21 protein-coding genes and 1 riboswitch are annotated in these 24,681 nt (G+C 64.5%); of the genes, 12 read left to right on the forward strand and 9 right to left on the reverse strand.

Going from position 1 to position 24,681, the window contains the following annotated elements; translation table 11 throughout:
* The first annotated feature begins 172 nt into the window (after positions 1 to 172).
* Positions 173 to 1,084, forward strand: a complete 912-nt coding sequence (lpxC, locus tag VZ068_RS04710) for a UDP-3-O-acyl-N-acetylglucosamine deacetylase (RefSeq protein ID WP_259154535.1) — start codon at positions 173 to 175, stop codon at positions 1,082 to 1,084.
* A 317-nt stretch (positions 1,085 to 1,401) separates the two neighbouring features.
* On the opposite strand, the gene VZ068_RS04715 is transcribed toward lpxC, so the two are convergent.
* Positions 1,402 to 1,848 carry a DUF721 domain-containing protein gene (locus tag VZ068_RS04715; protein ID WP_259154532.1) on the reverse strand — a complete coding sequence of 149 codons (447 nt, stop codon included), beginning with the start codon at positions 1,846 to 1,848 and terminating at the stop codon, positions 1,402 to 1,404.
* Between VZ068_RS04715 and VZ068_RS04720 the strand changes: the two genes are divergently transcribed.
* The 5 genes from VZ068_RS04720 (at position 1,849) to VZ068_RS04740 (ending at position 8,337) form a co-directional block, all read left to right on the forward strand.
* Positions 1,849 to 2,793 (forward strand): M23 family metallopeptidase, encoded by a 945-nt coding sequence (locus VZ068_RS04720; protein WP_259154531.1) that lies wholly within the window; start codon positions 1,849 to 1,851, stop codon positions 2,791 to 2,793.
* Positions 2,794 to 2,958: 165 nt separating this feature from the next.
* The gene (gene secA, locus VZ068_RS04725) at positions 2,959 to 5,697 is read left to right on the forward strand and encodes a preprotein translocase subunit SecA (protein WP_259154529.1); all 2,739 of its coding nucleotides are present in this window, start codon (positions 2,959 to 2,961) and stop codon (positions 5,695 to 5,697) included.
* 471 nt (positions 5,698 to 6,168) lie between these two features.
* Positions 6,169 to 6,537: a VOC family protein gene (locus VZ068_RS04730; RefSeq protein WP_259154527.1), complete on the forward strand. Its 369-nt coding sequence runs from the start codon at positions 6,169 to 6,171 to the stop codon at positions 6,535 to 6,537.
* Positions 6,538 to 6,694: 157 nt separating this feature from the next.
* The gene (locus VZ068_RS04735; protein ID WP_349657050.1) at positions 6,695 to 7,642 is read left to right on the forward strand and encodes a Nudix family hydrolase; all 948 of its coding nucleotides are present in this window, start codon (positions 6,695 to 6,697) and stop codon (positions 7,640 to 7,642) included.
* Positions 7,643 to 7,932: 290 nt separating this feature from the next.
* Positions 7,933 to 8,337, forward strand: a complete 405-nt coding sequence (locus tag VZ068_RS04740; protein ID WP_349657051.1) for a tetratricopeptide repeat protein — start codon at positions 7,933 to 7,935, stop codon at positions 8,335 to 8,337.
* Positions 8,338 to 8,463: 126 nt separating this feature from the next.
* Here the strand turns inward: VZ068_RS04740 and VZ068_RS04745 are convergent, their stop codons facing one another.
* Positions 8,464 to 9,051, reverse strand: coding sequence for a hypothetical protein (locus VZ068_RS04745; protein ID WP_349657052.1), 588 nt, complete (start codon positions 9,049 to 9,051; stop codon positions 8,464 to 8,466).
* Between the two features lie 143 nt (positions 9,052 to 9,194).
* Complete coding sequence (metF, locus tag VZ068_RS04750; protein ID WP_259168198.1) at positions 9,195 to 10,022, reverse strand: methylenetetrahydrofolate reductase [NAD(P)H]; 828 nt, start codon at positions 10,020 to 10,022, stop codon at positions 9,195 to 9,197.
* Between the two features lie 203 nt (positions 10,023 to 10,225).
* Here metF and VZ068_RS04755 point away from each other — a divergent pair, with 203 nt between their 5' ends.
* The 3 genes from VZ068_RS04755 to VZ068_RS04765 all read left to right on the forward strand — a co-directional run bounded on the left by VZ068_RS04755 (position 10,226) and on the right by VZ068_RS04765 (position 13,702).
* Positions 10,226 to 10,354, forward strand: a complete 129-nt coding sequence (locus VZ068_RS04755; protein WP_349657053.1) for a hypothetical protein — start codon at positions 10,226 to 10,228, stop codon at positions 10,352 to 10,354.
* Positions 10,355 to 10,597: 243 nt separating this feature from the next.
* Positions 10,598 to 11,575, forward strand: coding sequence for an NAD(P)H-quinone oxidoreductase (locus VZ068_RS04760; protein WP_259168203.1), 978 nt, complete (start codon positions 10,598 to 10,600; stop codon positions 11,573 to 11,575).
* A 477-nt stretch (positions 11,576 to 12,052) separates the two neighbouring features.
* Positions 12,053 to 13,702: a S53 family peptidase gene (locus VZ068_RS04765; protein WP_349657653.1), complete on the forward strand. Its 1,650-nt coding sequence runs from the start codon at positions 12,053 to 12,055 to the stop codon at positions 13,700 to 13,702.
* 67 nt (positions 13,703 to 13,769) lie between these two features.
* Here VZ068_RS04765 and VZ068_RS04770 read toward each other — a convergent pair whose 3' ends face one another.
* Positions 13,770 to 14,168 (reverse strand): VOC family protein, encoded by a 399-nt coding sequence (locus VZ068_RS04770; protein ID WP_349657054.1) that lies wholly within the window; start codon positions 14,166 to 14,168, stop codon positions 13,770 to 13,772.
* A gap of 370 nt (positions 14,169 to 14,538) precedes the next feature.
* On the opposite strand from VZ068_RS04770, the gene VZ068_RS04775 reads away from it, so the two are divergent.
* A complete protein-coding gene (locus VZ068_RS04775) occupies positions 14,539 to 15,474 on the forward strand; it encodes a Gfo/Idh/MocA family oxidoreductase (RefSeq protein WP_259168207.1) in 936 nt (311 codons plus the stop codon).
* A gap of 144 nt (positions 15,475 to 15,618) precedes the next feature.
* Here VZ068_RS04775 and VZ068_RS04780 read toward each other — a convergent pair whose 3' ends face one another.
* The 3 genes from VZ068_RS04780 to VZ068_RS04790 all read right to left on the reverse strand — a co-directional run bounded on the left by VZ068_RS04780 (position 15,619) and on the right by VZ068_RS04790 (position 20,490).
* The gene (locus tag VZ068_RS04780; RefSeq protein ID WP_349657055.1) at positions 15,619 to 17,289 is read right to left on the reverse strand and encodes a histidine phosphatase family protein; all 1,671 of its coding nucleotides are present in this window, start codon (positions 17,287 to 17,289) and stop codon (positions 15,619 to 15,621) included.
* A gap of 616 nt (positions 17,290 to 17,905) precedes the next feature.
* Entirely contained in the window at positions 17,906 to 19,276 is a 1,371-nt protein-coding gene (locus tag VZ068_RS04785) for an alpha-amylase family protein (protein WP_349657654.1), read from the reverse strand.
* Positions 19,277 to 19,851: 575 nt separating this feature from the next.
* Positions 19,852 to 20,490 carry a hypothetical protein gene (locus tag VZ068_RS04790; protein ID WP_349657056.1) on the reverse strand — a complete coding sequence of 213 codons (639 nt, stop codon included), beginning with the start codon at positions 20,488 to 20,490 and terminating at the stop codon, positions 19,852 to 19,854.
* Positions 20,491 to 20,659: 169 nt separating this feature from the next.
* Between VZ068_RS04790 and VZ068_RS04795 the strand changes: the two genes are divergently transcribed.
* Both VZ068_RS04795 and VZ068_RS04800 read left to right on the forward strand, forming a co-directional pair.
* The gene (locus tag VZ068_RS04795; RefSeq protein ID WP_259154495.1) at positions 20,660 to 21,205 is read left to right on the forward strand and encodes a DUF2058 domain-containing protein; all 546 of its coding nucleotides are present in this window, start codon (positions 20,660 to 20,662) and stop codon (positions 21,203 to 21,205) included.
* A 163-nt stretch (positions 21,206 to 21,368) separates the two neighbouring features.
* A complete protein-coding gene (locus VZ068_RS04800; RefSeq protein ID WP_349657057.1) occupies positions 21,369 to 21,926 on the forward strand; it encodes a DUF3228 family protein in 558 nt (185 codons plus the stop codon).
* Between the two features lie 210 nt (positions 21,927 to 22,136).
* On the opposite strand, the gene VZ068_RS04805 is transcribed toward VZ068_RS04800, so the two are convergent.
* A complete protein-coding gene (locus VZ068_RS04805; protein WP_349657058.1) occupies positions 22,137 to 22,730 on the reverse strand; it encodes a porin family protein in 594 nt (197 codons plus the stop codon).
* Between the two features lie 296 nt (positions 22,731 to 23,026).
* Complete coding sequence (gene ahcY / locus VZ068_RS04810; RefSeq protein WP_259154483.1) at positions 23,027 to 24,469, reverse strand: adenosylhomocysteinase; 1,443 nt, start codon at positions 24,467 to 24,469, stop codon at positions 23,027 to 23,029.
* Between the two features lie 31 nt (positions 24,470 to 24,500).
* A riboswitch (S-adenosyl-L-homocysteine riboswitch) is annotated at positions 24,501 to 24,615 on the reverse strand.
* Positions 24,616 to 24,681 lie beyond the last annotated feature (66 nt).

The raw sequence follows: 24,681 nt of genomic DNA on the forward strand, positions 1-24,681 counted from the left end.
CTGCCATGTCATGTCCTTTTCTGCCGGATCGGTCACGATCCGGCAGCTTTTGCAGTGGCAAGACAGCGGTATGACACCTTTCCTCACGCGCAACTTGTTAAAATTCGGATAATCTCACTGGATTAGACAGTCTGTTCAGCGTCTGTCTGCATCGTTCCCCCAGACTTCGCACATGACCCAGCAACGCACTCTTAAGAACACCATTCGCGCCACCGGCGTCGGCCTGCACAGCGGCGACAAGGTGTACATGACGCTACGACCGGCCCCGGTCGATCATGGCGTGGTGTTCCGGCGTGTGGACCTGGAACCGGTCGTCGAAGTCCCCGCCGATGCCGAGCTGGTCACCGAGACCACGCTGTGCACAGGCCTGACCTGCAACGGCGCCAAGATCCAGACCGTCGAACACCTGATGTCGGCACTGGCCGGCCTGGGTGTGGACAACGTCATCGTCGAACTGTCCTCGGCCGAGTTGCCGATCATGGACGGTTCGTCCGGCCCGTTCGTGTTCCTGCTGCAGTCTGCAGGGATCGTCGAGCAGAACAAGGCCAAGCGCTTCATCCGCATCAAGCAGACGGTGGAAGTGCGAGAGGGCGACAAGGTTGCGCGTTTCGAGCCGTACGACGGCTACAAGTTGGGCTTCACCATCGAATTCAATCACCCGATGATCCCGGCCAAGCAATCGCGCCAGGAAATCGAGTTCTCCACCTCGGCCTACGTCAAGGAAATCTCGCGCGCCCGGACCTTCGGCTTCATGCGCGACCTTGAGTACATGCGCGAGCGTAATCTGGGCCTGGGCGGTTCGATGGACAACGCCATCGTGCTGGACGAGTTCCGCGTGCTCAACGAGGATGGCCTGCGCTACACCAACGAATTCGTGCGCCACAAGATCCTGGATGCCATCGGCGACCTGTATCTGGCTGGCGGCGCCATCCTGGGCGCCTATGAAGGTTTCAAATCCGGCCATGCGCTCAACAACAAGCTGGTGCGTGCGTTGCTGGCGGATCAGGCCGCCTGGGAATGGGTCAGCTTCCCCGAAGGAACCGAGCAACCGCCGGTGACCTACGCCAGCCCCGTCTACGCCTGAGAACGCCATCTCTGCCGCGTCGCTTCCGGGTTGATGCGGCCCTGCCAGGCGGCGCTGGCCCCGCCTGCGTTCGGCCAACCCCTGCACTTGCCTGACGACCGCTTGCCGACTGCGCTCACTGCCTGACGATGTGTCAGGGAATGCCGCAATCGGCATCGAAAGTGTGAACCTGCTCGAATTTCGTCCCGCGCCTTAACTTTTATTTAAGACTTCTCTAACTCCTGCGGGCGCCATGACCGCTAGGATGCGTCGGGTCGTGCGTGGTCTTCGCAATCTTTTCACGCGCTGCTGGCCGCCCGGAGACGACGGCAAGGATGTCACCGCTTGGTCGGCAAGACGTCCTGCAGGGATGCCAGTGCCTCGCGCAGACCCTTGTGCGTGGCTTCGGACACCGGCCGTGGACGGTCGCGGTTCTGCTGTGTTGGGGAATGCAGCGGAGTGCTTGCCGTCTTGACGGTCACTGCGGTGGCCTTCAACCCGATGGATCGGGCGGCATCAAGAAGTTGGGTCTCGGCGAGCCGCACCTTGGCATGCCAGATCGGTGAATCAACCAGAAAAACGAGCTGTTCGCCTCGGACATTGGCCAACCGGCAACGGGTCGCCAGATGGGGCGGTAACAGGGGGCGCAACTGCCGGTCCAGCGCATCGAGCCACAAGGCTCGACGCAAGGGGTCGCCAGCCTTTTCACCCAGCGCGGCCTCGATGGCCTGCTGCGGAGCGGAAGGGTTGCGTGCGTTGGACTTGGGCTTGGACATGACACTCATATGGCGTTGAAGAAAGTTGTAATCAAATCTCGCGAAACCCGGGTACAGCGTGTAGCCCGACAGTTCCAGGGCTTTGCCGCGGATCGACCGATGGTCGTCCTCGGCGCCGTGCTTGGGCTGGGCATGTTGATCGGCGTCGGCGCAAGCACCGCCACCGGCATGGTGACCAATTCCGCGCTGCAGGCCAAGGTCGCGCAGCAACAGGCCGAGCTGGCCCAGGCGCAGCGCGCCTCGCAGGCGCAGGTCAATGCACTGGCCGCACGCATGGGCGAGCTGCAGGCGCAGGCCACCCGCCTCAACGCGTTGGGCGAGCGGCTGACCGAAATGGGCAAGTTGAAGGATGGCGAGTTCGACTTCGACGCGCCGGTCGGCGTCGGTGGCGGCGACGAGCCGGTCAGCGACATGCCGGTGGAAACGCTCAAGCAGACGCTGGGGCAGGTCGAACAGCAGTTCTCCGCCTCCGGCCAGCAACTGAACGTGCTGGCTTCGCTGATGTTCGATCATCAGCTCGAGCAGAATTCGGTGCCCTCGCGGATGCCGATCCGCAACACCTATATCACCTCGGGCTTTGGTGGCCGCGCCGATCCGTTCGACGGCGGCTCGGCCTTCCACAAGGGTGTGGACTTCCACGCCAACGTGGGCGATCCGGTGATGTCGGTCGCCGATGGCGTGGTCAGCTACGCCGGTGTGCGTGGCGGCTACGGCAACGTGGTGGAAGTGGACCATGGCAACGGCTACGTGACCCGCTACGCGCACAACTCGCGCCTGGTGGTGAAGGTAGGCGATCTGGTGCGCGCCGGGCAGCAGGTGGCCAGGGCCGGTTCCAGTGGTCGTTCCACCGGTGCGCACGTGCACTTCGAGGTCTGGGCCGATGGTCGCGTGGTCAATCCGCGCAAGTTCCTGGGCGACACCAACACGCCGGTAGGGCGCCGAGGGCGCGGTTGACGAAGGCACGGCACGCTCCGGCGGAGGTGCTTGATTCGTGAAGGCTCGCCCCAAGCTACAATAGGGTGTTGCCATGACAGGGCGCAGTGCGCCCTGTTTCGTTTACGGCGGTCGGGTCTTGGGACCGGCGTCGGTCAAACCGTTCCTTTTCAACCGGTTTCTTCAATGATCAACAGTCTGCTTACCCGTGTCTTTGGCAGTCGTAACGAACGCCAGCTGCGCCAGCTCACCCGCCTCGTCGCCCAGATCAATGCGCTGGAGCCGACGATCGAGAAGCTCTCCGACGCCGAGCTGCAAGCCAAGACCCCGGAGTTCAAGCAGCGGCTTGCCACCGGGCAGTCCCTGGACAAGATTCTTCCCGAAGCCTTTGCGGTGTGCCGCGAGGCCAGTCGTCGCGTGCTGGGCATGCGCCACTACGACGTGCAGCTGATCGGCGGCATGGTGCTGCATCTGGGCAAGATTGCCGAGATGCGCACCGGCGAAGGCAAGACCCTGGTGGCGACCCTGCCGGTGTACCTCAACGCGCTGCAGGGCGAAGGCGTGCATGTGGTCACGGTCAACGACTACCTGGCGCGCCGCGACGCTGCGCAGATGGGCAAGTTGTACAACTGGCTGGGCCTGAGCGTGGGCGTGGTGTATCCGGGCATGCCGCATAGTGACAAGCGCGAGGCCTATGGCAGCGACATCACCTACGGCACCAACAACGAATTCGGCTTCGACTACCTGCGTGACAACATGGCGCTGTCGCGCGCCGATCGCTACCAGCGCAATCTGCACTACGCGATCGTCGACGAAGTCGACTCGATCCTGATCGACGAAGCGCGCACCCCGTTGATCATTTCCGGCCCGGCCGACGAATCGCCGGAGCTGTACATCCGCGTCAACCGCATCGTGCCGCAGCTGACCAAGCAGGAAAGCGAAGAAGGCGAGGGCGATTACTGGATCGACGAGAAGGGCAAGCAGGTGCATCTGTCAGAGGCGGGCATGGGCCACGCCGAAGAACTGCTGATGCAGGCCGGCATCCTGGAAAACGCCGAAGACGGCCTGTACGCCGCGCAGAACCTGAGCGTGGTGCATCACCTCAACGCCGCACTGCGTGCGCATGCGATCTACCAGCGCGACGTGGATTACATCGTGCGCGATGGCGAAGTGGTGATCGTGGACGAATTCACCGGCCGCACCCTGTCCGGGCGTCGCTGGTCCGACGGCCTGCACCAGGCGGTCGAAGCGAAGGAGGGCGTGCCGGTACAGCGCGAGAACCAGACGCTGGCCAGCATCACCTTCCAGAACCTGTTCCGCATGTACAAGAAGCTGTCCGGCATGACCGGTACGGCCGACACCGAAGCCTACGAATTCCAGAGCATCTACGGCCTGGAAGTGGTGGTGATCCCGACCAACCGCCCGACCGTGCGCAAGGACCATCCGGACCAGGTCTTCCTCAACCGCAAGGGCAAGTTCAATGCGGTGCTGGCCGACATCGAAGACTGCGCCAAGCGCGGCCAGCCGGTGCTGGTGGGTACTACCTCGATCGAGACCTCGGAGATGCTGTCCGAGCATCTGCGCAAGGCCGGCGTGAAGCACGAAGTGCTCAACGCCAAGCAGCACGAGCGCGAAGCGACCATCGTGGCCAACGCCGGCCAGCCGGGTGCGGTGACCATCGCCACCAACATGGCCGGTCGCGGTACCGACATCGTGCTGGGCGGTTCGCTGGAGTCGGAGTATCACGCGCTGGGCGAGGATGCGACCGAGGACGCGCGCTTCACGATCAAGACCGATTGGCAGCGTCGGCATGACGCGGTCAAGGCGGCCGGCGGCCTGCACATCATCGGTACCGAGCGTCACGAATCGCGGCGTATCGACAACCAGTTGCGCGGCCGCGCCGGCCGTCAGGGCGACCCGGGTTCGTCGCGCTTCTATCTGTCGCTGGAAGACAACCTGATGCGCATCTTCGCCTCGGACTGGGTCCAGAAGGCGATGCGCATGATGGGCATGAAGGAAGACGACGTCATCGAAGATCGCCTGGTCAGCCGGCAGATCGAGAAGGCCCAGCGCAAGGTGGAAGCGCATAACTTCGACATCCGCAAGAACCTGCTGGACTTCGACGACGTCAACAACGATCAGCGCAAGGTGATCTACGCGCAGCGCGACGAGTTGCTGGATGCCGAGTCGGTGAAGGACAACGTCGATGGCATCCGCGGCGATGTGATCTATGACCTGGTCGCCCGCTTCGTGCCGCCCAATTCGGTGGACGAGCAGTGGGACCTGCAGGGGCTGGAAGCCACGCTGGAATCGGAGCTGGGCATGCCGATGGCGTTGCGCGAAATGGCGCGCACGCAGGAAGAACTGGACGCCGAGCAGATCGCCGCCAAGGTACAGGCGGCGGTGGATGCGCACTTCGCCGAGAAGGAAGCGGCGGTGGGCAACGACACCATGCGCGCGCTGGAAAAGCACGTGATGCTGACCGTGCTCGATCAGGGCTGGAAGGAGCATCTGGCCAAGATGGATTACCTGCGCCAGGGCATCTATCTGCGTGGTTACGCGCAGAAGCAGCCCAAGCAGGAATACAAGAAGGAAGCCTTCGAGCTGTTCTCCGAGATGCTGGAGAACGTCAAGCGCGAAGTGGTGAACCTGCTGGCACGCGTGCGCATCCGTAGCGAAGAGGAAGTGGCCGAGCTGGAAGAACAGGAGCGTCTGCAGGCGCAAGCACGCCTGATGGCCTCGCAGTTCCAGCACCAGGATGCCGGCGGCTACGGCGCCGACGAGGAAGTGGAGCAGATGCAGGGCGGCAACGCACCGGTGCCGGTGTCGCAGGTCACCCGCGACGAGCCCAAGGTGGGCCGGAACGATCCGTGCCCGTGCGGCAGCGGCAAGAAGTACAAGCACTGCCACGGTCAGCTCAGCTGAGCTGACCGTGGAGCAGCCCGCTTGGCGGGCTGCACACCCAGCGTCCGCTGCGCGGACGCTGGGTGCACGGTCCTTGCTTCCGATCCCCGCGCCGTTGGCGCGCCCCCTTACCAAAGGGGCTCTGCTTACGGATGGGATCCCTGGGGGCGCTTGAAGCAGGAAAGGGGATGTCGCAGGCCGGATCCGAGGCCACACTTAGGTTTCGTGCCTTTGGCCAAATTTCTGCCAACGGCCTCTTTGCCAACGGCGTGGCCTGCATCGTTGCCAGGTCATGCCTGGAAACCACGGCACAGACGCCAGAAGAGTTCGAGCAGCTCGATGAGTTCTGTCCCGGTGCGCCTCGGCCTGGCAGGTTCGTTACCCGCTTGTCCATCGCGCACGGGTGCCAACTGCGCCCCGCTGCATGCAAGCTTCCCCGCCTGCGCCACCGCGGGGCGTATGCTCGATCCATATCCTGCGGGGAGTGCGGTCATGACGCTGCTGTCCAGCCAGCAATTGAAAGTGTTCGTGCCTGCGCGCGATTACGCGCTGTCGCAGCGGTTCTATCGTGCGCTGGGCTTCGTGCAGGAGGACGAGGTGGGCAACGTGACCTGCTTTCGGCACGGTGCGCACTGCGCGTTCCTGCTGCAGGATTTCTATGTGCGTGAGCTGGCCGAAAACCTGATGCTGCATCTGTGGGTGGACGATGCCGATGGGTGGTGGCAGCACGTGCATGACCTGGGGTTGGATGAGCAGTTCGGTGTGAGCTTTAGCGCGCCGGAAGACCGGCCCTGGGGCGCGCGCGATTTCACCCTGCACGATCCCAGTGGCGTGCTGTGGCGGATCGGGCAGCCGCTGTAGGAGTGAATCGGGAATCGGGAATGGGGAACTGCTAAGGCGGAATTGCAAAGGCAGGCACGGTGCGTGCTTCGACCAATCCCGATTCCCGATTTCCGAATCTCTATTCCCAGCCCCCAAGCGATTGCGTTGAACCGCTCACTCGCGGCACTCTTGTTGCATGCCCGATTCCCTTCGCTCCATCCACGTCGTCGCCGGCGTGATCACCGACCCGCGCGGCCGGATCCTGCTGACGCGTCGTACCGAAACCCGCGACATGCCCGGCCTGTGGGAATTTCCTGGCGGCAAGCGCGAGCCCGGCGAAAGCTCCGAGCAGGCGTTGGTGCGCGAGCTCAATGAAGAACTCGGCATCGAGGCCCAGGTTGGCGAGTGGGTCATGGACGTGCCGCAGCTGTATCCGGACAAGCGCCTGCGCCTGGAGGTGCGTCACATCACGTCCTGGAAAGGCAGCCCGCGCGGGCGCGAGGGCCAGGCGATGACCTGGGTGGCCGCCGACAAGCTCACCCGCTATTCGATGCCGCCGGCCGATGTGCCGGTAGTGGGTGTGCTGCGTCAGCCCGACTGCTATCTGATCACGCCCGAGCCCCAGGACGATGCGCGCTGGCTGGAGGGCCTGGAGCGCGCGCTGCAGGACGGTGTGACCCGCATCCAGCTGCGCGGGCGCCAGGTCGCGCCGGCGCGTTGGCAGGCGTTGTTGCATCAGGTGCTGACCCTGCGCGGCCGTGCACGCGCACAGTTGTTGCTCAATCGCGATGTCGCACTGGCCGCGGAACTTGGAATCGGCGTGCATCTGGGATCGGAGCAGTTGGCCATTTTGCAGGAACGTCCGCTGCCCGCAGAACAACCGGTGGCCGCCTCTTGCCATGGGCTGGAGGACTTGCGTCATGCGCAGCGGCTTGGCTGCGATTTTGCGGTGCTGGGTCCGGTGCAGGCCACTGCATCGCATCCGGATGCGACACCGCTGGGATGGGACGGCTTCGAAACCCTGCGCGAGCAGGTGTCGTTGCCGATCTACGCACTCGGCGGCATGCAGGTGGCCGATCTGCGCGAAGCACGCTCGCATGGCGCGCAAGGCATTGCGGCAATTCGCTCGCTTTGGCCGCAGTGAGCGTGTCAGCATCCGCGCGCTAGCGTCTATCGCTTGATGACATTGTCGAAAGCAGTCGCATCGGTTGGACAATGACCTCACGTTTTGCGTGGGCGACTGCGGTCATCGCAGTGACTGCGCCAGGAGCGGCCGACAAACGCGCTGAGCAGCCATCGGAGGGTGCGGGCAGTGCTGATGGAACGGTGGAGTCAGGGTGGGCATACCGATCCCCCGACATCGGCTAGGCCCGCCTTGCAGTGAAACAGTGTTGCCCCACTTGAGTGTTGTCAGGGCCGACCGGAGATCACCAGGTGCTTGAACTCTCGCTGGAAACGAGCGCGGAACTCGACCGTCTGGGCGCGCTGGGCGATCGGCATGCCGAAGCAGGCGATTTTCCTTCGGCGCTGGAGGCGTATTGGTCGGCCTGGAACGTGTTGCCCGATCCCAAGCAGGGCTGGCGGGCGGCGACGTGGATACTCGCTGCGGTCGGCGATGCCAATTTCCGCAGTGGAGATTTCACGGCAGGTCGGGACAACCTGTCGCATGCCATGCAGTGCCCTGGCGCACTTGGGAACCCGTGCATCCATCTGCGACTTGGGCAGTGCCAGCTTGAGCCTGGCAATCTTGATCGCTCGGCAGATGAGCTCATGCGGGCTTACATGGGGGACGGTCCCGACGTTTCGCCAGCGAGGATCCCAAGCATCTGGAGTTCCTGAGGGCGCGTGCAAACGGGATTGAATTGCCTCGCAAGACGTCCAGGTGGAAGTTCTGGAAGTGAGTGCTCGCCATCCATCGCGCCGATGCCGTTGCGGGGAGCGGCCCACCGCAGGCCTCGGTCGGGCTTAAAACGTCACCCAAAAGCAGTTGTATTGCCGGCGCAGGCGCAACACGCTGCGCGCGGGGGTGCCGCTGGCAAGGTTCTGTTCCAGGCGCAGGCCCCATGGGCGCGGGCGTGTGGGCGCAGGCAATGGCGCATCGATCGCGCTGCCGTCCAGCGATGGAGTTGCCGCGGCGGTGTCTGCATCCCAGGTAGGCGTCCCGGTCTGCGGATACATCGGTGCGATGTCCAGCAGCGGGCGTTGCACGATGGCTTCCAGCCGGCTCAGTACCTGGTTGGCCGCCGCGTCGGACTGCCCGCTCCACAGGTACAGGCTGGACAGTCGATTGACGTCGCGACTGTCCACGGCGCTTTGCAGCAGCGACACCAATTCGCTCAGCCGGCGCGGGCAGCCATAGCGGTGCAGCCTGGTATTGCCTTGCGTGCGCGGGGCCGGTGGCGCGCGCATTGCGGCGCCCACGTCTTCGCAACGGCGGTCGGTGAACATGGTCTGGCCGTCCGGCGTGACGCAGCGACGGATCTCCTGTGCCTGCACGCGATTGGCCGCAGGCAGGCAGAGCAGCAACACCATCATTGGCAGGAAGCGAAACATCAGCGCAGCCTAGCCGGGCACGCGTGAGCTGGCGAGAAACGCGAGGGTCGCGCGCGCGTACGTGGTGTGGCCGGGCGCACCCGCGTGCATTGAATCGTGTGTACCGGCAGGTTGCCGCAAGTGGGCAGAGCCTGTGGCCGCGCTCAGCGCCCGAGCAGCTGCAGCACCTGCGTGGTCGGCTTGGCCAGGTTGAGCGTGTAGAAGTGCAGGGCCGGTGCGCCGCCGGCGATCAGGCGCTCGCACAGGCTGGCCACCACTTCTGCACCGAAGGCGCGCACCGCGTCGGCGTCGTCGCCGTAGGACTGCATCTTCTTGCCGATCCAGCGCGGGATCTCTGCGCCGCATTGCTCGGAAAAACGCCGCAGCTGCGAGAAATTGGAGATCGGCATGATGCCGGGAACGATCGGCACCTCCACGCCCATGCGCTGCACTGCATCGCGAAAATGGAAGTAGGCATCGGCGTTGTAGAAATACTGGGTGATCGCCGCATCCGCACCGGCATCGACCTTGGCCTTGAAATAGCGCAGGTCGCTCAAGGCATCGACCGCTTGCGGATGGGTTTCCGGATACGCGCCGACCTCGATCCGGAAGGCATCGCCGTGCTCGGCGCGGATGAAGGCGATCAGGTCCGAGGCATAGCGCAGGTCGCCCGGGTGTCCCATGCCCGAGGGCAGGTCGCCACGCAGCGCAACGATGCGGGTGCAGCCGATGGCGCGATACAGCTTGAGCAGTTCGCGGATCTCCTCGCGGCTGCCGCCGACACAGGACAGGTGCGGCGCTGCCTCGAAGCTGTGCTTCTGCTTGAGATGGCGCACTGTCTCGGAGGTGTAGCTGAGCGTGGAGCCGCCGGCGCCGAAGGTGCACGACACATATTCGGGCGCATAGCCCTTCAGCCGGGTCGCGGTGCGGTCCAGCTGCGCACGTTGGTCGTCGGTCTTGGGCGGGTAAAACTCGAAGCTGAGATGCGTCATCGCGGCGGGTCCGGCGGATCGTTTCCACATAATATCGCTTCATCGCGATGAATGCATATTTGGTTGCGGGTGTCCCGATCGATTGCGGGCGATGCCAATGTGCAGGGATGACCGCATGGCCGGGGCTGCTTGCATGTGCCCGCAGCGCGGCGCGGCGTGCGCGCCAAGCTCGGCCACTCCGCGCCACTTGACCGGAGCGCGGCATGCAAGAGCAGGAAATGGATGTCATCGCCGAATCGTTGGGCCGCATCCGGGTTGCGTTGGCGCGAGTGTCGGCGATCTGGCTGTTGCACTGGCCGAACAGCCCGGCGTGGATGGCAGCAAGTTGCTGAGCGACTTTGCGGCTCGGCTGCGATCGCGCCAGGACGATGGCACGTTCAGGGTGTTCGAAGCGATCCGCCCGTGCATCGACCAGGGCGTCGCTTCCGAGCAGGAGTGAGCATTGCCACGCGTGTCTGCTGCATGCAGGTGCGCATGATGCAGGCATGGTGTGCAGCGGCAATGGCATCTCCGTCCTACGCCGGGCATTTACATCTGCCTGCCTACACTGGGCGCCCCTTTGACGGAGCGCCTTGATGTCCGATACCACGATGACCGCCATCGCCATCCGCGATGGCAAGGGCGATGCCGATGCGCTGTATGCCACCGAGCAACCGCGCCCGCGTCCGGCGCCCGGGCAGGTGCTGATCCGCGTACATGCGGCGGGCATCAATCGCCCGGATCTGCTGCAGCGCGCCGGGCATTACCCACCGCCGCCCGGCGCGCCGGAAACGCTGGGTCTGGAAGTGGCCGGCGAGATCGTGGAGCCGGCCGGTCGCTGGAAGGCGGGCGACCGTGTATGCGCGCTACTTGGCGGTGGTGGCTATGCGCAATATGCCGCGGTCGATGCGCGGCATGTGCTGCCGATTCCCGCCGGCATGGACCTGGTGCATGCAGCCGCATTGCCGGAAACCCTCTTCACTGCCTACACCAATCTGTTCGAGCATGGCCGATTGGCGGCCGGTGAGTGGCTGCTGCTGCATGGGGCAACTTCAGGGATTGGCGTCACCGCGATCCAGATGGCCAAGGCGGCCGGTGCACATGTCTTGGCCACTGCGCGCTCGGCCGGCAAGGCGGCGCAGGCGCGCGAGCTGGGCGCCGATGTGGCTATCGATTCCACCAGCGAATCGTTTGTGGACGTGGCCAAGGCGCATGGCGGCGTGGACGTGGCGCTCGACATGGTGGGTGGCGCGGTGTTTGCCGATACGCTGGAAGCGCTCAACCCGCGCGGGCGCATCGTCTATATCGCCTCGCAGGCCGGTTCGACCATCGAGGTGCCGATTCCGCAGCTGATGCGCAAGCAGGCCATCCTGACCGGATCGACGTTGCGTCCGCGCACTGCCGACGAGAAGGCCCGCCTTGCTGCAGAAGTCGAGCGCGTGGTGTGGCCATGGATCGAACAAGGCCGGATTCGCGTGCTGATCGACAGGCGCTTCCCGCTTGGCGAGGCGGCCGCGGCGCATCGCTATCTGGAGCAGGGCAGCCATCTGGGCAAGGTGGTGCTGGAAATGTGAGCGTCCGCGCCCAGCTGCCCGCCCTGCGAGTGCGGGGCGGGCAGCTGGCGACGCTGTGCGGGCCGGGTGTAACGATAGGGCTGCAGCATTGCCGCCTGCCGAACAGCCGTCGGTGTTGTTCCTGCAGTGCCTTCATGGCTGGCCTGGTGTCATTGGCGTTGGCGCTCGCTTACCCGCTCGCCATCGCGACTGCCTGCTTTCCAGGTGCGCACAGACTTCGTTCGAGAGCTTCACTGGGCGTCCTCGCTCAACGCCGAACAACTTCGCATGGTGCGGAGTGAATGGTCACACCTGCTCGTAACAATCCGCAGCCGATGTATTCATTCTCGACAGCGGAGGAATCGAACGATGCGGAAGTCCCTGGGCATGGCATTGCTGGCATCCACACTGACCGTGTGCGGCGCGGGCGCCGCGTCCGCGGCGACGTCGGATCTGCCGGCCTTCGGCCAGTTGCCGGCGGTCAGCGCCAGCGCGCCGATGGCGCCGGAGCGCGTTTTGCAGATCAGTCTCGTGCTCAGGCCGCGGACGGACGCAGCCCTACAGCACGCGGCGATCGAGCACTGGCTGATGCGCGACGCGGCCGACCCGCTGCTGCGCGGCGCGCTGGACCATGCCGCTGCGGCTGCTGCCAGCGACATCGCCCAGATCAGGGACTACCTGCGCAAGCATGGCATCAGCGACGTGCAGGTCGTAACCGATGGTCGCGTGTTGCAGGCCACTGCAACGGCGGCCGCGCTGCAGTCGGCGTTCGCGGTGACGCTACGCACCGGCACCATCGACGGGCGTGCGGTGTACTTCAATCAGGATGCGATCGTTCTTCCTGACGCCTTGCGTCCACTCGTGCAAGGTGTGGTGGGGCTGGATAACCGCAGCACTGCCCGATTGACCCAGCGCTCGACCGTTCCCGCCGATGCGCGAGTCGCTGTTGATCAGGCACTGGGTACAAGTGCAGCCCTTGCGCGCAGTACCGGCGCCTCGGACGTGGTGCGACATAGCGTGGAAGAGCTGGGCAGCGTCTATGGCGCGAACGCACTGGCACCTGCCAGCGGCGTTGTCGGTGCCGTTATCGCCGCCGGCAATCTGGAACAGACGCTGTCACGTCTGCAGCATTTCCAGACGCTGCACGGCCTGCATACGCCGGTCACGGTGGTGACGGTGGGCGACCCGGCAGCGCCGGGTTTCCGCTCCACGGCAGATAGCAAGAACAACGAAACCGAGTGGGACATGGACACGCAACTGCTGGTCGGCAGTGCCGGCGGACTGAGGCAGTTGATCATCTACAACATCCCGGACTTTTCCTGGAAGAGCATGACCGATGGGTTGGCGCGTGCGGCCGACGACAACCTTGCGCGTGTGGTCAGCATGTCGATCTACGCACCGGAAGCCGAAGTGAACGACACGATCTTCCAGGCCATCGATGCCAGCGTTTCCAAGGCGGTCAGGCAGGGGCAGAACATCCTGATCTGCAGCGGCGACGACGGGATCTATCAACCCTTGAGCGCGCGTGCGAGTGCGCCGTATTACGACAGCCTGCTGGGTCATCAGGACCAACGCCAGGTCGCGTTTCCCGCATCGGACCCGTACGCAATCGCGGTCGGTGCCACAGAGCTGCAGACCAGGACCGGAAGCGCCGGCACCTATGCGGCCGAGCGCGTCTGGAACACCGGCGTGGGCCGCCAGATCAGCCAGGGCGGCCTGAGCCGGGGTGCCGACGCGCCGCAGTGGCAGAAGGCCGCGATCCCCGCACAGGTAGGTTCCGGACGCCGCGCCGTACCGGATGTCAGTTTCAACGGCGCTTTTTCCAGCGGCGCAGAGATCCTGCTGACCGATGCACAAGGTCGCGAATTCCGTGGGTACGTCTGGGGCACCAGCGCCGCCACGCCGACCTTCGCCGGCTATGTCGCGCGGGTATTGCAGTCGCACCCGAATCTGGGTTTCATCGGTCCGCAGCTCTATCGCTATGCGAGCCAGCACGGCGCTGCGCAGCGCAGACATGATGTGCTGGAAGGGACCAATGGCCTGTATGGCGATGGATATGTGGCCGCAAGCGGCTGGGATTTCGCTTCGGGTTGGGGCAGCCTGGATATTGCCGACTTCGACCGTTTCCTGGCCCACGCCTCACCCTGATCCTGGGCATTGCCATGGTGTGCGGCGCCGGCATGATCGGTGTCGCACGATAGGCGACTGCCAGCGGTCACATCGTGGTGTCGAGCAACGCTTCGATGTGGTGGCCGTCGGGGTCGATGACGAATGCGGCGTAATACCCATCGCCGTAGTCGGGTCGTAAACCGGGCGCGCCGTTGCTGAGACCGCCGTGCTGCAGTGCGGCCAGATGAAAGGCGTCCACTGCAGCAGCAGTGCTGGCTGCGAATGCTAGATGGAATCCGCGGCCCGGTGCGCATTGCGTCGCCTGTTGCTGTTTCAGTGCCAGGCAGTCTTCGCCGCCGGGGTGGCCGTAGCCGACGGCCTGATCGTGCGTTCCCGGTTCCAGGTCCGACCACACCCGCACATAGCCGAGTGCGCCAAGCACGGCGTCGTAAAACGCGGCCGAGGCCGCGATGTTGCCAACGCCAATGGATACGTGATGCAGCATCGATGCAGTCCTGCGACGAGGAGCACTTGCGTGCCGGCCGGCGATCCTGGGCCGTGCGCATGCCGTGCGTCAATCGTTGCCGTGGGCGCGGCCCGTCAAGACGCGCGTCGCAATCGGCATGGCGGCCTGTATCGCAGCGGCCGGCAGGCATTGCAGCTGCGCAGCGCTGGCGGAACCGCTGCATGGCGCCCGTGCAGGTATAGCAAAACAAGCAGGAGCGATGTCTCGCAGCGGGCCATGGCCTGACCGTACACTGCGCCGTCGCAGGTGTGTGGTCGCAGGTCTGGCTACACGTTGCGTCGGCCCGACGCCTTTGCCGCAGGCAGCGCAGGCGGCGGGCACGCCCCTCCTCACCAGCACGAAGGTTTCGATGAAGCATCCAGACGCATTGCGCATTGCCCTTGTCGGTATCGGCAAGATCGCCCGCGACCAGCACGTGCCGACCATCGCCGCGCGTGCGGACGTGCAGTTGGTGGCCACGGTGAGCCGGCATGGCACGGTCGACGGCGTCCCGGCGTATCACACCCTGGATGAGGCATTCGCCGCGCATCCGGAACTTGAAGCCGTCGCGCTGTGCACGCCACCGGTGGGACGGCATGCATTGGCGCAGGCGGCATTGAACGCTGGCCGGCATGTCTTTCTGGAAAAGCCTCCAGCCGCCACGCTTGCCGAGATCGACGACCTGCGCAAGGTGGCGCAGCACGCACAGCGCAGCCTGTTCACCAGTTGGCATTCGCGTTGCGCGGCCGGCGTGGAACCCGCGCGCGCATGGTTGGCCGACAAGCAGGTCGTGCGTGCGCATATCACCTGGAAGGAAGACATCCGCCATTGGCATCCGGGACAGGACTGGATTCTCGAACCCGGCGGCATGGGCGTGTTCGATCCCGGCATCAATGCGTTGTCCATTGCCACCCACCTGCTGCCGCGCAGCTTCGCACTGCGCGAGGCCGAGCTGCACACGCCGCAAAACCGCCAGGCGCCGCTATACGCCAGGCTTGCGTTTGTCGATACCGCCGGCGTGCCGGTGACGGCCGAATTCGACTTCCTGCAGACCGGCCATCAGCGCTGGGATATCGAAGTGGAAACCACCCAGGGCGTGCTCATGCTCAGCGAAGGCGGCGCCAAGCTGCATATCGACGGGCAGGCGCAGGCCGTGCCCGCGTCCAGCGAGTACGATGGCCTGTACCGGCGGTTTGTACAGCTGGTGCGTGCCGGCGAATCGGAGGTGGATGTCGCTCCGTTCGTGCATGTCGCCGATGCGTTCCTGCTCGGGGCACGCACGGTCACCGCTCCGTTCGCCTGGTAATCGATGGCACTATCCCGGCAGCCGGGATGACGAACAACACCGGCCATCGGACGGTGTTGTCTTGCCGCAATCGCGTGTCTGCACGGTTGCCGCAGCGCCATGGTGTTACACGTTCGTCGGCAGCCTGGCTGCCGACGATGCCGATCAACGGCTTTCCAGTGCCACGTCGTCTTGCTCGATGTTTTCGGCATTGCGCACATCCGTCGCCGGCATGCTTGGATTCGCCGGCCTGCGCAACGCTGGGGCGATCTGCGCGCGGAAGCGCCTGACCACCCACGTCTCATCGAGCAGGGCAAACGCGAAGAAGCCCAGCAAGGTGCCGGCGACCAGTGTGGGCGCATGCGTGAACGTGCCCGGCAACAACAGACTGAGCCACAGGAAGATGTTGGGCGAGGTCTGCAGCAGGTGAATGTCCGCCGCGATGCCGGCATCGATACGCTTGCCGGTCACGCTCTGGTGTGCGCGTAAGTACACGGCGCTGCCCACGCGGCAAGCCAGCAGCAGCGTGAACGGCAGCAGCAGCGCTCCCCAGGCCTGCCAACCGCCATGCGTCAACGCGTGGACGAGCGCGGTTCCTTCGGTGCGTAGCCCGACCAGCAAGGCCATCGGCACCATCGTCAATGCGCCCACCCAGCCCCAGTTGGTCGCGAGCTTGCCAGCCGCGATCGGGCGCGCCCGCCGCCACCCCTGTGCGGCCAGCGAGGGCAGCGCCAATGCAAGCAGCAGCACCACGAAGAACCGCTCCAACGCATGCGCGCTTCCCAGCAGCGCGCGGTGATCCACAAACAACGCCAGCAGGAGCAGCGGCAATAGCACCGACAAGACGAGTGTGTAGCGCGCTGCGAAGAAATAATCGCCGCCGCGCGCGAGCGACAAGGTCGGCACCGACAATGCCGGCGGCACGATCAGCAACAGGCCGATCACGTGGATCCATTCGTTCTGGAACTGTGTGAGCAACAGCATGGCGCAGAACGCGCGTGCCACGCTGATCACGCACAGCGCAATGTTTTCCGGCCCCTGGGTCAGGCGCAAGGCGCCGGCCTCGATGCGTACCGACAGGAAGAACGCATTGACTGCCAGCAATACGACGATGGCCGTGGTGCTGGCAATATGCGGCAAGCGCACGCCCGCGCACGCCAGCGCGAAGCCGCCTAGCGCGGCGATCAGCATCCATTGCAGGAGATGGATTTCGGTCTGCTCGCCCAGGTAGTTCATGCGCGAGGAACTGCGCGCCGTCATCTGCCTGAGCTCGTCCCACGACAGCGGCCGGGAATTGGGCAGCCGGAAGTCGATATAGTCGGCAGGTGGCAGGCCGGAGGCGATCAGCGCAAATACCTCGACGATGTATTTGTGCGCCACCACCAGTACCTGCTTGCCTTGCCGGTCCAGCGGCGCAAGCACGGTGTCGTAGTAATGCTTGCAGCGGGCGTACATGTCCATCCAGTGTTCGCCATCGGGTGGTGCGCCGTCGGCATCGTGGAAGCAGGCGTCGTAGAGGCGATGGCCGATCGACTTCTTGATCAGCGTTTTGTTCTTGCCGGCGAAGATGCCGAAATCGCGTTCCACCAATGCGGCGCTGGAGATCATCTGCGGTGTTGCGGTGACGCCTTCCAGGATGATGGCTGCGGTTGCCTGCGCCCGTTCGAGCGTGGACACGTGGACCTGATCGAAGTGCAGCCCGCGTTGGCGGACGTAGTCGGCTGCCTGACGCGCCTGGCGACGGCCCAGCGGAGTGAGCGGCGAATTCTGCGCGCCTGCAAAATAGTTCTGTTCGTTTGCGAGCGACTCGCCATGACGGACGAAGTACAAAGGCATCGGCTGTGCTCCGGTAATGCACCACTGGTCGGTGAGACCGACAGCGCCGCAACACGAGTTGCCGACACGGCGCCTGCGCAGCTGTCAGGCGAGCACCGATGGATGCGGTATGGGCCGCGGATCCGTCGGTGCCTCGCCCCGTCATCCCGCTGGACGGTTGCGCGCGACGTTGGGTCGATCATTGCTCAGGCGGCGATGCCATCGGCTCGCGGTCAGCCGGCTGCATGCCAGGAAAATGGACCCGCATGCAGCCGGTTGCCAGTAGGTCCGGCAAACCGAGCATTTCGTTGCGACGCGCGCGCTGTTTCTGTCGATCGATTCATTCGCGGGCCAAGAATGTATCGATCGCATCCGGGTGCATCATGTCCGCGCGTGATCGCATGCGCACCGTGTGGTTGCGTCAAGCGCGGCGATTTCGCCGCGCGCACACGCACGACGCCTGCGCACGCTACATGCGGCGCAGGCGTTGACTGATGCGGTCAACACGCGTGGCGATCACGCCGGTGTGGTGTTGGCGGCGTGCGTGCGAGATCCGGGCACTGCCTGGTGTGCAGGTGCGATTTACATTACCTGCTCATGCTGTCAGTGCCGATGGGGTGCATTGCTGCGCTCGGGATCAGCGCCGCCACATCCGCGTGCCACGTGCCGGCAGGGTGAACGTGTAAGAGCCGCTGGTGATGCGCACCACGTTGCCCGAGCCCAGCGCGTCCACGTAGTCTGCGTTCCAGTACAGCACACTGTTGTTCATTCCCACGGTGGTGGTGACCGGGTTGCCGCATTTGTTTATGCCCACGATGCCCAGGCTGCCGCGACGGAACAGGATGTGGCAGGAACTGGACGACAGCACCTGCATGTCGGTGCCCTGCACGCCGTTGTGGAAGCCGATCATGCGGCGCAGGTCGTCGCGCTGGTAGGCGTTGACCCAGCGGTTGTCGCCGCTCTCGTTATTGTCGGTATAGACCATCGGCATGCCGCCGTTTCGACCGATCAGATAGGCATAGGCCAGGGTTTCGTCGACCGGGTCGAGAATGGCGTAGCGGAAGCCGGCGTTGTTGGGGATGTCGTGCGTGATGGCGAAGGTCACCGCGCGATTGCCTGGCAACGCCTGCCCGGTACTGGCCGGGTCCACCAGCTGCTGCATGCTGGCACCCACGGCAAAGGCGTTGCGCACTGCGTTGAACAACGGAAAATCGTATGCAGCATGCGGCGTGGATTGCAGATACGGCGCAAGGAACTGGTCGTAATCGCCATTGCCGGTGCCGCCGCCGGTGATCACTTCGCCGAACACATAGACACCGGAGCGGATGCCGGCATCGAAGACGCGGTTCAGATGATCGAAGGTCATGTGCTTGGCCGCATCCACGCGGAAGCCGGTCACGCCCAGGCCCTTGAGCGCCTGCAGATAGGCGCGCTGCTGTTGCACCACCCAGTCGTTACCGACCAGATCCGGCAAGCCCGGGTCGCTGCCGCCGCCGCAGATACGATAATTGCGCACCTGGAAGGCATCGTTGTAGTTGGTGATGCACTGCGCCGGGCCGAAGTCGCTGGCGCTCAGGAAGTTCGACTGCAAGGTGCCGAACAGGCGCAGCGAATCGTAACGTCCCGGGTTGGCTGCGTACTGCGACAACACCGCACTGCCTGGGTAGTTGAGGTCCGGGCGGGTCGCCGCTTCGTTGGCCATGTGGTTGAGCACCACGTCGGCATAGGTTTCCACGCCGTTGTTGGCCAGTGCCTTTACCATGCGCGAGAACGCGGCCGTGTCGCCAAGCGGGCCGTCGATCACGCGCAAATCTTGCGGTTGATAGCGTGCCCACCACGCGCTGCCTTGCGAACGAGTGGCCGGCGCCACCAGAATCTTGCGATAGCCGGCATCGGCGATCTGCTTGGCGCGTGCTTCCACGGTGGCATAGGGCCAGTTGAAGGCATGCAGGATGACATCGGCCTGCACGTTGGCGGTGGTCAGCAGCAAGACCGCCGCCGTCAGCAGCAGGCGGCCGCATCGCTGCGTAAGCGAGGGTGGAGCATGAGCAGGCGTGCTATGCATCGGATGATTCTCCAGTCGGTAAGCGCGAGCATCCGCGCAGTCCGCGATGCCCGCATCAAGGCCTCCGGCCCCTGTTCCGGAAAGCGCGCGCACGGCGTGCAGCGCGTGGCGATGCTAAGCGCGCATCGCGCCGCAACATCGGTGTTGTGCATACGTATTCAATGCGCCGGACCGCCAAACTGCGTGCGGGGTTCGACGGCAACAGCGCGATGGGTCGCACAACTTGCGCCGCATCCGCTGCGGCTGGAGCGCAGGGCATCGGGCTGGCGCGTTTGGGCGGCTAACGCGCGTGGTCAGCGACGTATTGCCATCGACGAGGGCCGTGGCAGGACTGGAATGCGACAGGCAGCGCCCTGTCGATGTTCGCCATGCAACGAGCGCGCGCTCGACCTTGCTACGCGTTTTGAAGCTGCCTTGAGCGGTCTATGCACCAGCCTCAAGGAGAAACGTCGCAGGCAACAGCGGCTGCCACGCACTGCGCCGGTGCAGCCTACGCCGCACCGGCTGGCCGCCAGCGCTCAGCGATACGCGTGGCGGAGCTCATCGCGGGTATGCAATTCCTGCAGCTTGGTCAGCGGTAGGTCGATGTGCTCGTCGGTGTAGTACGCCGGCTGCTTGGCGGCGCTGCCGCCGGCATCGCGCTCGGCGCCTTTCCACTTGCTGAAGCCCTTTTGCGGCAGCGCCAAGCTGATGGTGTCGCCATTGACGCTGTGTACCCGCACCACACCGTAGGCATGCCCATCGTAGGCGCCGGGCGCTAACGTCTGCAGGTCCACGGTGTACAGGTCTCCTGCCGCAGGCTGCGCCAGCAGCGCGTTGTCCTGCTTGGATGCCTGCGATGCGCTATAGGCGCCAAACAGCACCAGCAGCGCAATCAGCCCCAGCAGCACCAGGCCGCCAAACCGGCGGTAGGCAGGAATCGGCGGCTTGCCCCGGGACGCTTCGAAGGTTTTGGTGTCCAGCGGGGTGCTGTGGTTGCAGCCGTCGCACACGCGCAGATACTGCTTCTTGGTGACCCAGCTGAAGATGTACCAAAGGTGCGCATAGCGGTAATGCAGGACATTGCGAAAACTGCGCTGTTGCGCGCATTGGTCGCACTGCGCGCCGTCGGCGGCTCCGAGTGCGATGGCGTCGCCGCCCGATCCCCATATGATCATCATTCGTCCTTGAACTGTATGGAAGTGGCGCATCATAAGCGCTGCGTGGCCGGTGGCGCACCTGCCCGGGCGCTCCGCGGCGACGGATGCGCGGCGTCCCGGACCGGCGGCAAAGGTGCCTGGCGGCTGTCGCGTTAAACTAGACGCTGGTCCACTGCCGATGTCTCCCATGCGTAATCCACTGCAAGAACAGCTGCTCAAGGCTGGCCTGGTCAAAAAAGCCCAGGTGGACAAGATTGCGCGCGAGCAGGTCAAGCAGCGGCATGCCAAGGGCGGGGCGGTAACGCCTGCCGATGCGGACAAGGTGGATGCGGCGCGGCTGCAGGCCGAGCGTGCCGAGCGCGATCGTGCGCTGGCCGAGGAGCGCAACGCGCAGCTGCGCAAGCAGGAAGTGCTGGCGCAGGTGCGGCAGATCGTGGAGACCAGCAAGGTCAAGCGGGAAGGCGAGATCGACTATCGGTTCAACGATGGCAGCGTCATTCGCAGCGTATTGGTCAATTCCATCTTGCGCAGCCAGCTGGCCAGCGGCGCGCTGGTGATCGTGCGGCATGGCGAGGGATTCGAGCTGATCCCGCGCGCTGCGGCCGAGAAGGTCTACAGCCGCGACGCAGCGACCGTGGTGCTGGATCACGGCCGTAGCACGGCACCGGCCGCCAGCGATGGCGACGATGACTACTACAGCCAGTTCAAGGTGCCGGACGATCTGATCTGGTGAGGCCGCGACGGGCGCTGTCGCTGCCTGTTGCTCGCTGCCCGCAGCGGTGCGTCAACAGCAGTGACGCATGCCGTGCAATGCCGCTTGCTCGTCAGCATAGGCCTGCGGGTAACGGCCGCAGACAGAGGTTACCCTTGAGGGCCTAGCCGCTGCCCGCACTGCCATGTCCATCGTTCTTACTGCGTTTGCCCGCCCCCGTCTGTTTCCACGCGATGGCCGGCGCAATGCCATCCAGGACTGCACGCCCGAGCAGTTCATCCAGCATCTCAATGACACCCCGCCGTTGCGCGTGATCGAAGGCTACGCCCCGTTCTGCCAGCTGCATGTACACCGCAACTGGACCAGCACGCGCTGCCTGACGGTGCCGATCACTGCCGACAACCGGCATCTGCTGCGCTCGGGCTATGAGGCGCGCAACACGCAGGAGCTTCCCGTTCTGGTGCGCTGGTTCGAAGGCGTCGAGTCGCCGGTTGCGCAGTACATGGTGCCGATCCTGTACAGCCGCGATCAGCTCGCCAAGGAAGGCGCGCCGATCGATGCGGACTGGGGCGTGGTGGGCTGCCTGTACACCGCCGAGCCCGACGACATCCCGATGGCACCGATCACGATGTTGCGCAATGCGCTGGGCGTGGAAGAGGGCGGCTCCGGCGTGCCACTGGACCGCGAGGCCTACCGGCGCAGCGTTGCGTTCTGGGAACGCAATGCGAATTGGCGGCCGTAGCAGGCAGCTAGCCGCAGCGTATCGTGCGATTCGTTCGCGCGGGCAAGCAGAAGCGCCGCGCGTGAACTCATGCGTGTCGGCGGCGCAGCATCGCTGCGCCACCGCAAGCGCATCCTTTCGCCTGGCCTGAACGGATTGCACGTGCGGCTGTAGAGCCGAGCTGCGTCTGCGGTTTTCCGAACGCACCGCAGCTCGACATTCCGATGACTGTCAGAACCGGTACTCGGCATTCACCGATGCCATGTCGGTGCTCAGATCGACATCGAATTTCTTGGCGTTGTAATGGTCGTAGTTGGCGCCGATGCTGAAGTGCTCGCCCAGGTTGTAGCCCACGCCTGCGCCCGCGTACCACGAGAGCTTGTCCAGGTCGGAGCGGTCCGACACGGTGTCATTGCGCAGGCCCTGGCCCTTCCAGCCATACAGCCCGCCACGCATGCTTGCGTACCACTTGTCGCCCAGTGCGAAGCGCTGGCTCACCCCGACCGTCCATCCACGTAGCTGGCTCTCGTCTTCCACGACCGCATCACCGCTGAACAGGTTTTTCGCCTGGATATTGCCAAGATCGTTGTAGCCAGCTTCCAGGCCAATCGATAGCCACGGAAACAGCGCGTTCCAGCGATACCCGGCGGAGACGTTGTAGCCGGTATCGCTGCCATCGTAAGGCCCGCTCTTGAGCGAAGTGCGGCCGACCCCGCCGTTGACGAACCAACCCGCACCGTCGCCGGATGCGGACTGCGCGAAGACATCGGGTGCAGCCGCCAGTACCAGCGCCGAAAGCGCCAACGTGAGCATGCATTTGTTCATGACGAGTTCTCTTGAAAGTGCGAATGCGGCGAGGAATCACCAACGCACGCCATGAGCGGCGCAAGCGTTGCGCGCCATGTTGGTCGGCGGAGTTTGGAAAGTTGTTAGCCGCAGACGTGTGCAGCACCCGATCTTCCCAAGCGCGGCACTGCACTGCGGTACTCCCTCGACGCAAGACAGCGTTGCAGCCAGCACCATCAAGGCGCGTTCGGTTCGCCGATCGCATGCAAAACGGGCGCCTTGCGGCGCCCGTTTTTTCTGCACGTCCTTGCCTGGGCGATGGCTCGCCCGATGGATCAGTAGCGGTAATGATCCGGCTTGTACGGACCAGCCACGTCCACGCCCAGATACTCGGCCTGGTCCTTGGTCAGCGTGGTCAGCTTGACGCCGATCTTTTCCAGGTGCAGACGGGCCACTTCCTCATCCAGGTGCTTGGGCAGGATGTAGACCTTCTTCTCGTAGCTGTCGCGCTTTTCCCACAGGTCGATCTGCGCCAGGGTCTGGTTGGCAAACGAGTTGGACATCACGAAGCTCGGGTGGCCGGTGGCGCAGCCCAGGTTCACCAGGCGGCCGTCGGCCAGCAGGAAGATCGCGTTGCCGTTGGCGAACACATACTTGTCCACCTGCGGCTTGATGTTGATCTTCTCCACGCCCTTGAGTGCATTCAGCGCATCGACCTGGATCTCGTTGTCGAAGTGGCCGATGTTGCACACGATGGCCTGGTCCTTCATCGCCTGCAGGTGCTCGACGGTGATGATGTCCTTGTTGCCGGTGGTGGTGACATAGATGTCGCCGCGGCCCAGGGTGGATTCGATGGTGTTGACCTCGAAGCCTTCCATCGACGCCTGCAGGGCGCAGATCGGGTCGATCTCGGTGACGATCACGCGGGCGCCGTAGGCGCGCAGCGAGGCGGCACTGCCCTTGCCGACGTCGCCATAGCCGCAGACCACGGCCACCTTGCCGGCCAGCATCACGTCCATCGCGCGCTTGAGGCCATCGGCCAGCGACTCGCGGCAGCCGTAGAGGTTGTCGAACTTGCTCTTGGTGACCGAGTCGTTGACGTTGATGGCCGGGATCAGCAGCTTGCCGGCTTCGGCGATCTGGTACAGGCGGTGCACGCCGGTGGTGGTCTCTTCGGAGACGCCCTTCCAGTCCTTGACCACGCGGGTCCAGTAACCCGGACGCTCGACGGCCACGCGCTTGAGCAGCGCCTTGATCACGCCTTCCTCGTGCGAGGAGGCCGGTTCGTCGACCCAGGTGGAGCCGTTTTCGAGCTCATAGCCCTTGTGGATCAGCAGGGTGACGTCGCCGCCGTCGTCCACCACCAGCTCCGGGCCGGTCTGGGTGCCGTCGGCCAGGGTGAAGGTCAGCGCGTCCAGGGTGCAATCCCAATACTCTTCCAGCGTCTCACCCTTCCAGGCGAACACCGGCGTACCGCTGACCGCGATGGCGGCTGCGGCGTGATCCTGGGTCGAGAAGATGTTGCACGAGGCCCAGCGCACGTTGGCGCCGATGTCCTTGAGCGTTTCGATCAGCACGGCGGTCTGGATGGTCATGTGCAGCGAGCCGGTGATGCGCACGTCCTTGAGCGGCTTGCTCTGCGCGTGCTTGCGGCGGATCGACATCAGGCCCGGCATCTCGTGCTCGGCGATGTCCAGCTCCTTGCGGCCCCAATCGGCCAGGGAGAGGTCGGCGACTTTATAGTCGTTGTGTGGGGCGATTTTCGTGACAGCGTTCATGCAATAGCTCCGGTAGGCAGATCGATGTCTGCAATGCCGGGCGCCGTTGAACGATGGATGCTTGTCGAGCCTGGCCGTATTTCTTGCACCTTTTGGTGCAGTTGGCGGATCAGTCCGCCATACCGGTCGCAGCGCCCCTCGACGAGAGCGGTGATTATATCGGCAGCACCCCCCTCCGGCATGAATTGGCGGGCATGAAGTGGCACGACCCC

This window comes from Xanthomonas sp. 10-10, assembly GCF_040182365.1.
Classification (GTDB): domain Bacteria; phylum Pseudomonadota; class Gammaproteobacteria; order Xanthomonadales; family Xanthomonadaceae; genus Xanthomonas; species Xanthomonas arboricola_F.

Coding starts and splice junctions, on each gene's coding strand:
- lpxC (WP_259154535.1), top strand. CDS start 173: ATGACCCAGCAACGCACTCTTAAGAACACCATTCGCGCCACCGGCGTC.
- VZ068_RS04715 (WP_259154532.1), bottom strand. CDS start 1,848: ATGAGTGTCATGTCCAAGCCCAAGTCCAACGCACGCAACCCTTCCGCT.
- VZ068_RS04720 (WP_259154531.1), top strand. CDS start 1,849: ATGGCGTTGAAGAAAGTTGTAATCAAATCTCGCGAAACCCGGGTACAG.
- secA (WP_259154529.1), top strand. CDS start 2,959: ATGATCAACAGTCTGCTTACCCGTGTCTTTGGCAGTCGTAACGAACGC.
- VZ068_RS04730 (WP_259154527.1), top strand. CDS start 6,169: ATGACGCTGCTGTCCAGCCAGCAATTGAAAGTGTTCGTGCCTGCGCGC.
- VZ068_RS04735 (WP_349657050.1), top strand. CDS start 6,695: ATGCCCGATTCCCTTCGCTCCATCCACGTCGTCGCCGGCGTGATCACC.
- VZ068_RS04745 (WP_349657052.1), bottom strand. CDS start 9,051: ATGTTTCGCTTCCTGCCAATGATGGTGTTGCTGCTCTGCCTGCCTGCG.
- metF (WP_259168198.1), bottom strand. CDS start 10,022: ATGACGCATCTCAGCTTCGAGTTTTACCCGCCCAAGACCGACGACCAA.
- VZ068_RS04755 (WP_349657053.1), top strand. CDS start 10,226: ATGCAAGAGCAGGAAATGGATGTCATCGCCGAATCGTTGGGCCGCATC.
- VZ068_RS04760 (WP_259168203.1), top strand. CDS start 10,598: ATGTCCGATACCACGATGACCGCCATCGCCATCCGCGATGGCAAGGGC.
- VZ068_RS04765 (WP_349657653.1), top strand. CDS start 12,053: ATGGCGCCGGAGCGCGTTTTGCAGATCAGTCTCGTGCTCAGGCCGCGG.
- VZ068_RS04770 (WP_349657054.1), bottom strand. CDS start 14,168: ATGCTGCATCACGTATCCATTGGCGTTGGCAACATCGCGGCCTCGGCC.
- VZ068_RS04775 (WP_259168207.1), top strand. CDS start 14,539: ATGAAGCATCCAGACGCATTGCGCATTGCCCTTGTCGGTATCGGCAAG.
- VZ068_RS04780 (WP_349657055.1), bottom strand. CDS start 17,289: ATGCCTTTGTACTTCGTCCGTCATGGCGAGTCGCTCGCAAACGAACAG.
- VZ068_RS04790 (WP_349657056.1), bottom strand. CDS start 20,490: ATGATCATATGGGGATCGGGCGGCGACGCCATCGCACTCGGAGCCGCC.
- VZ068_RS04795 (WP_259154495.1), top strand. CDS start 20,660: ATGCGTAATCCACTGCAAGAACAGCTGCTCAAGGCTGGCCTGGTCAAA.
- VZ068_RS04800 (WP_349657057.1), top strand. CDS start 21,369: ATGTCCATCGTTCTTACTGCGTTTGCCCGCCCCCGTCTGTTTCCACGC.
- VZ068_RS04805 (WP_349657058.1), bottom strand. CDS start 22,730: ATGAACAAATGCATGCTCACGTTGGCGCTTTCGGCGCTGGTACTGGCG.
- ahcY (WP_259154483.1), bottom strand. CDS start 24,469: ATGAACGCTGTCACGAAAATCGCCCCACACAACGACTATAAAGTCGCC.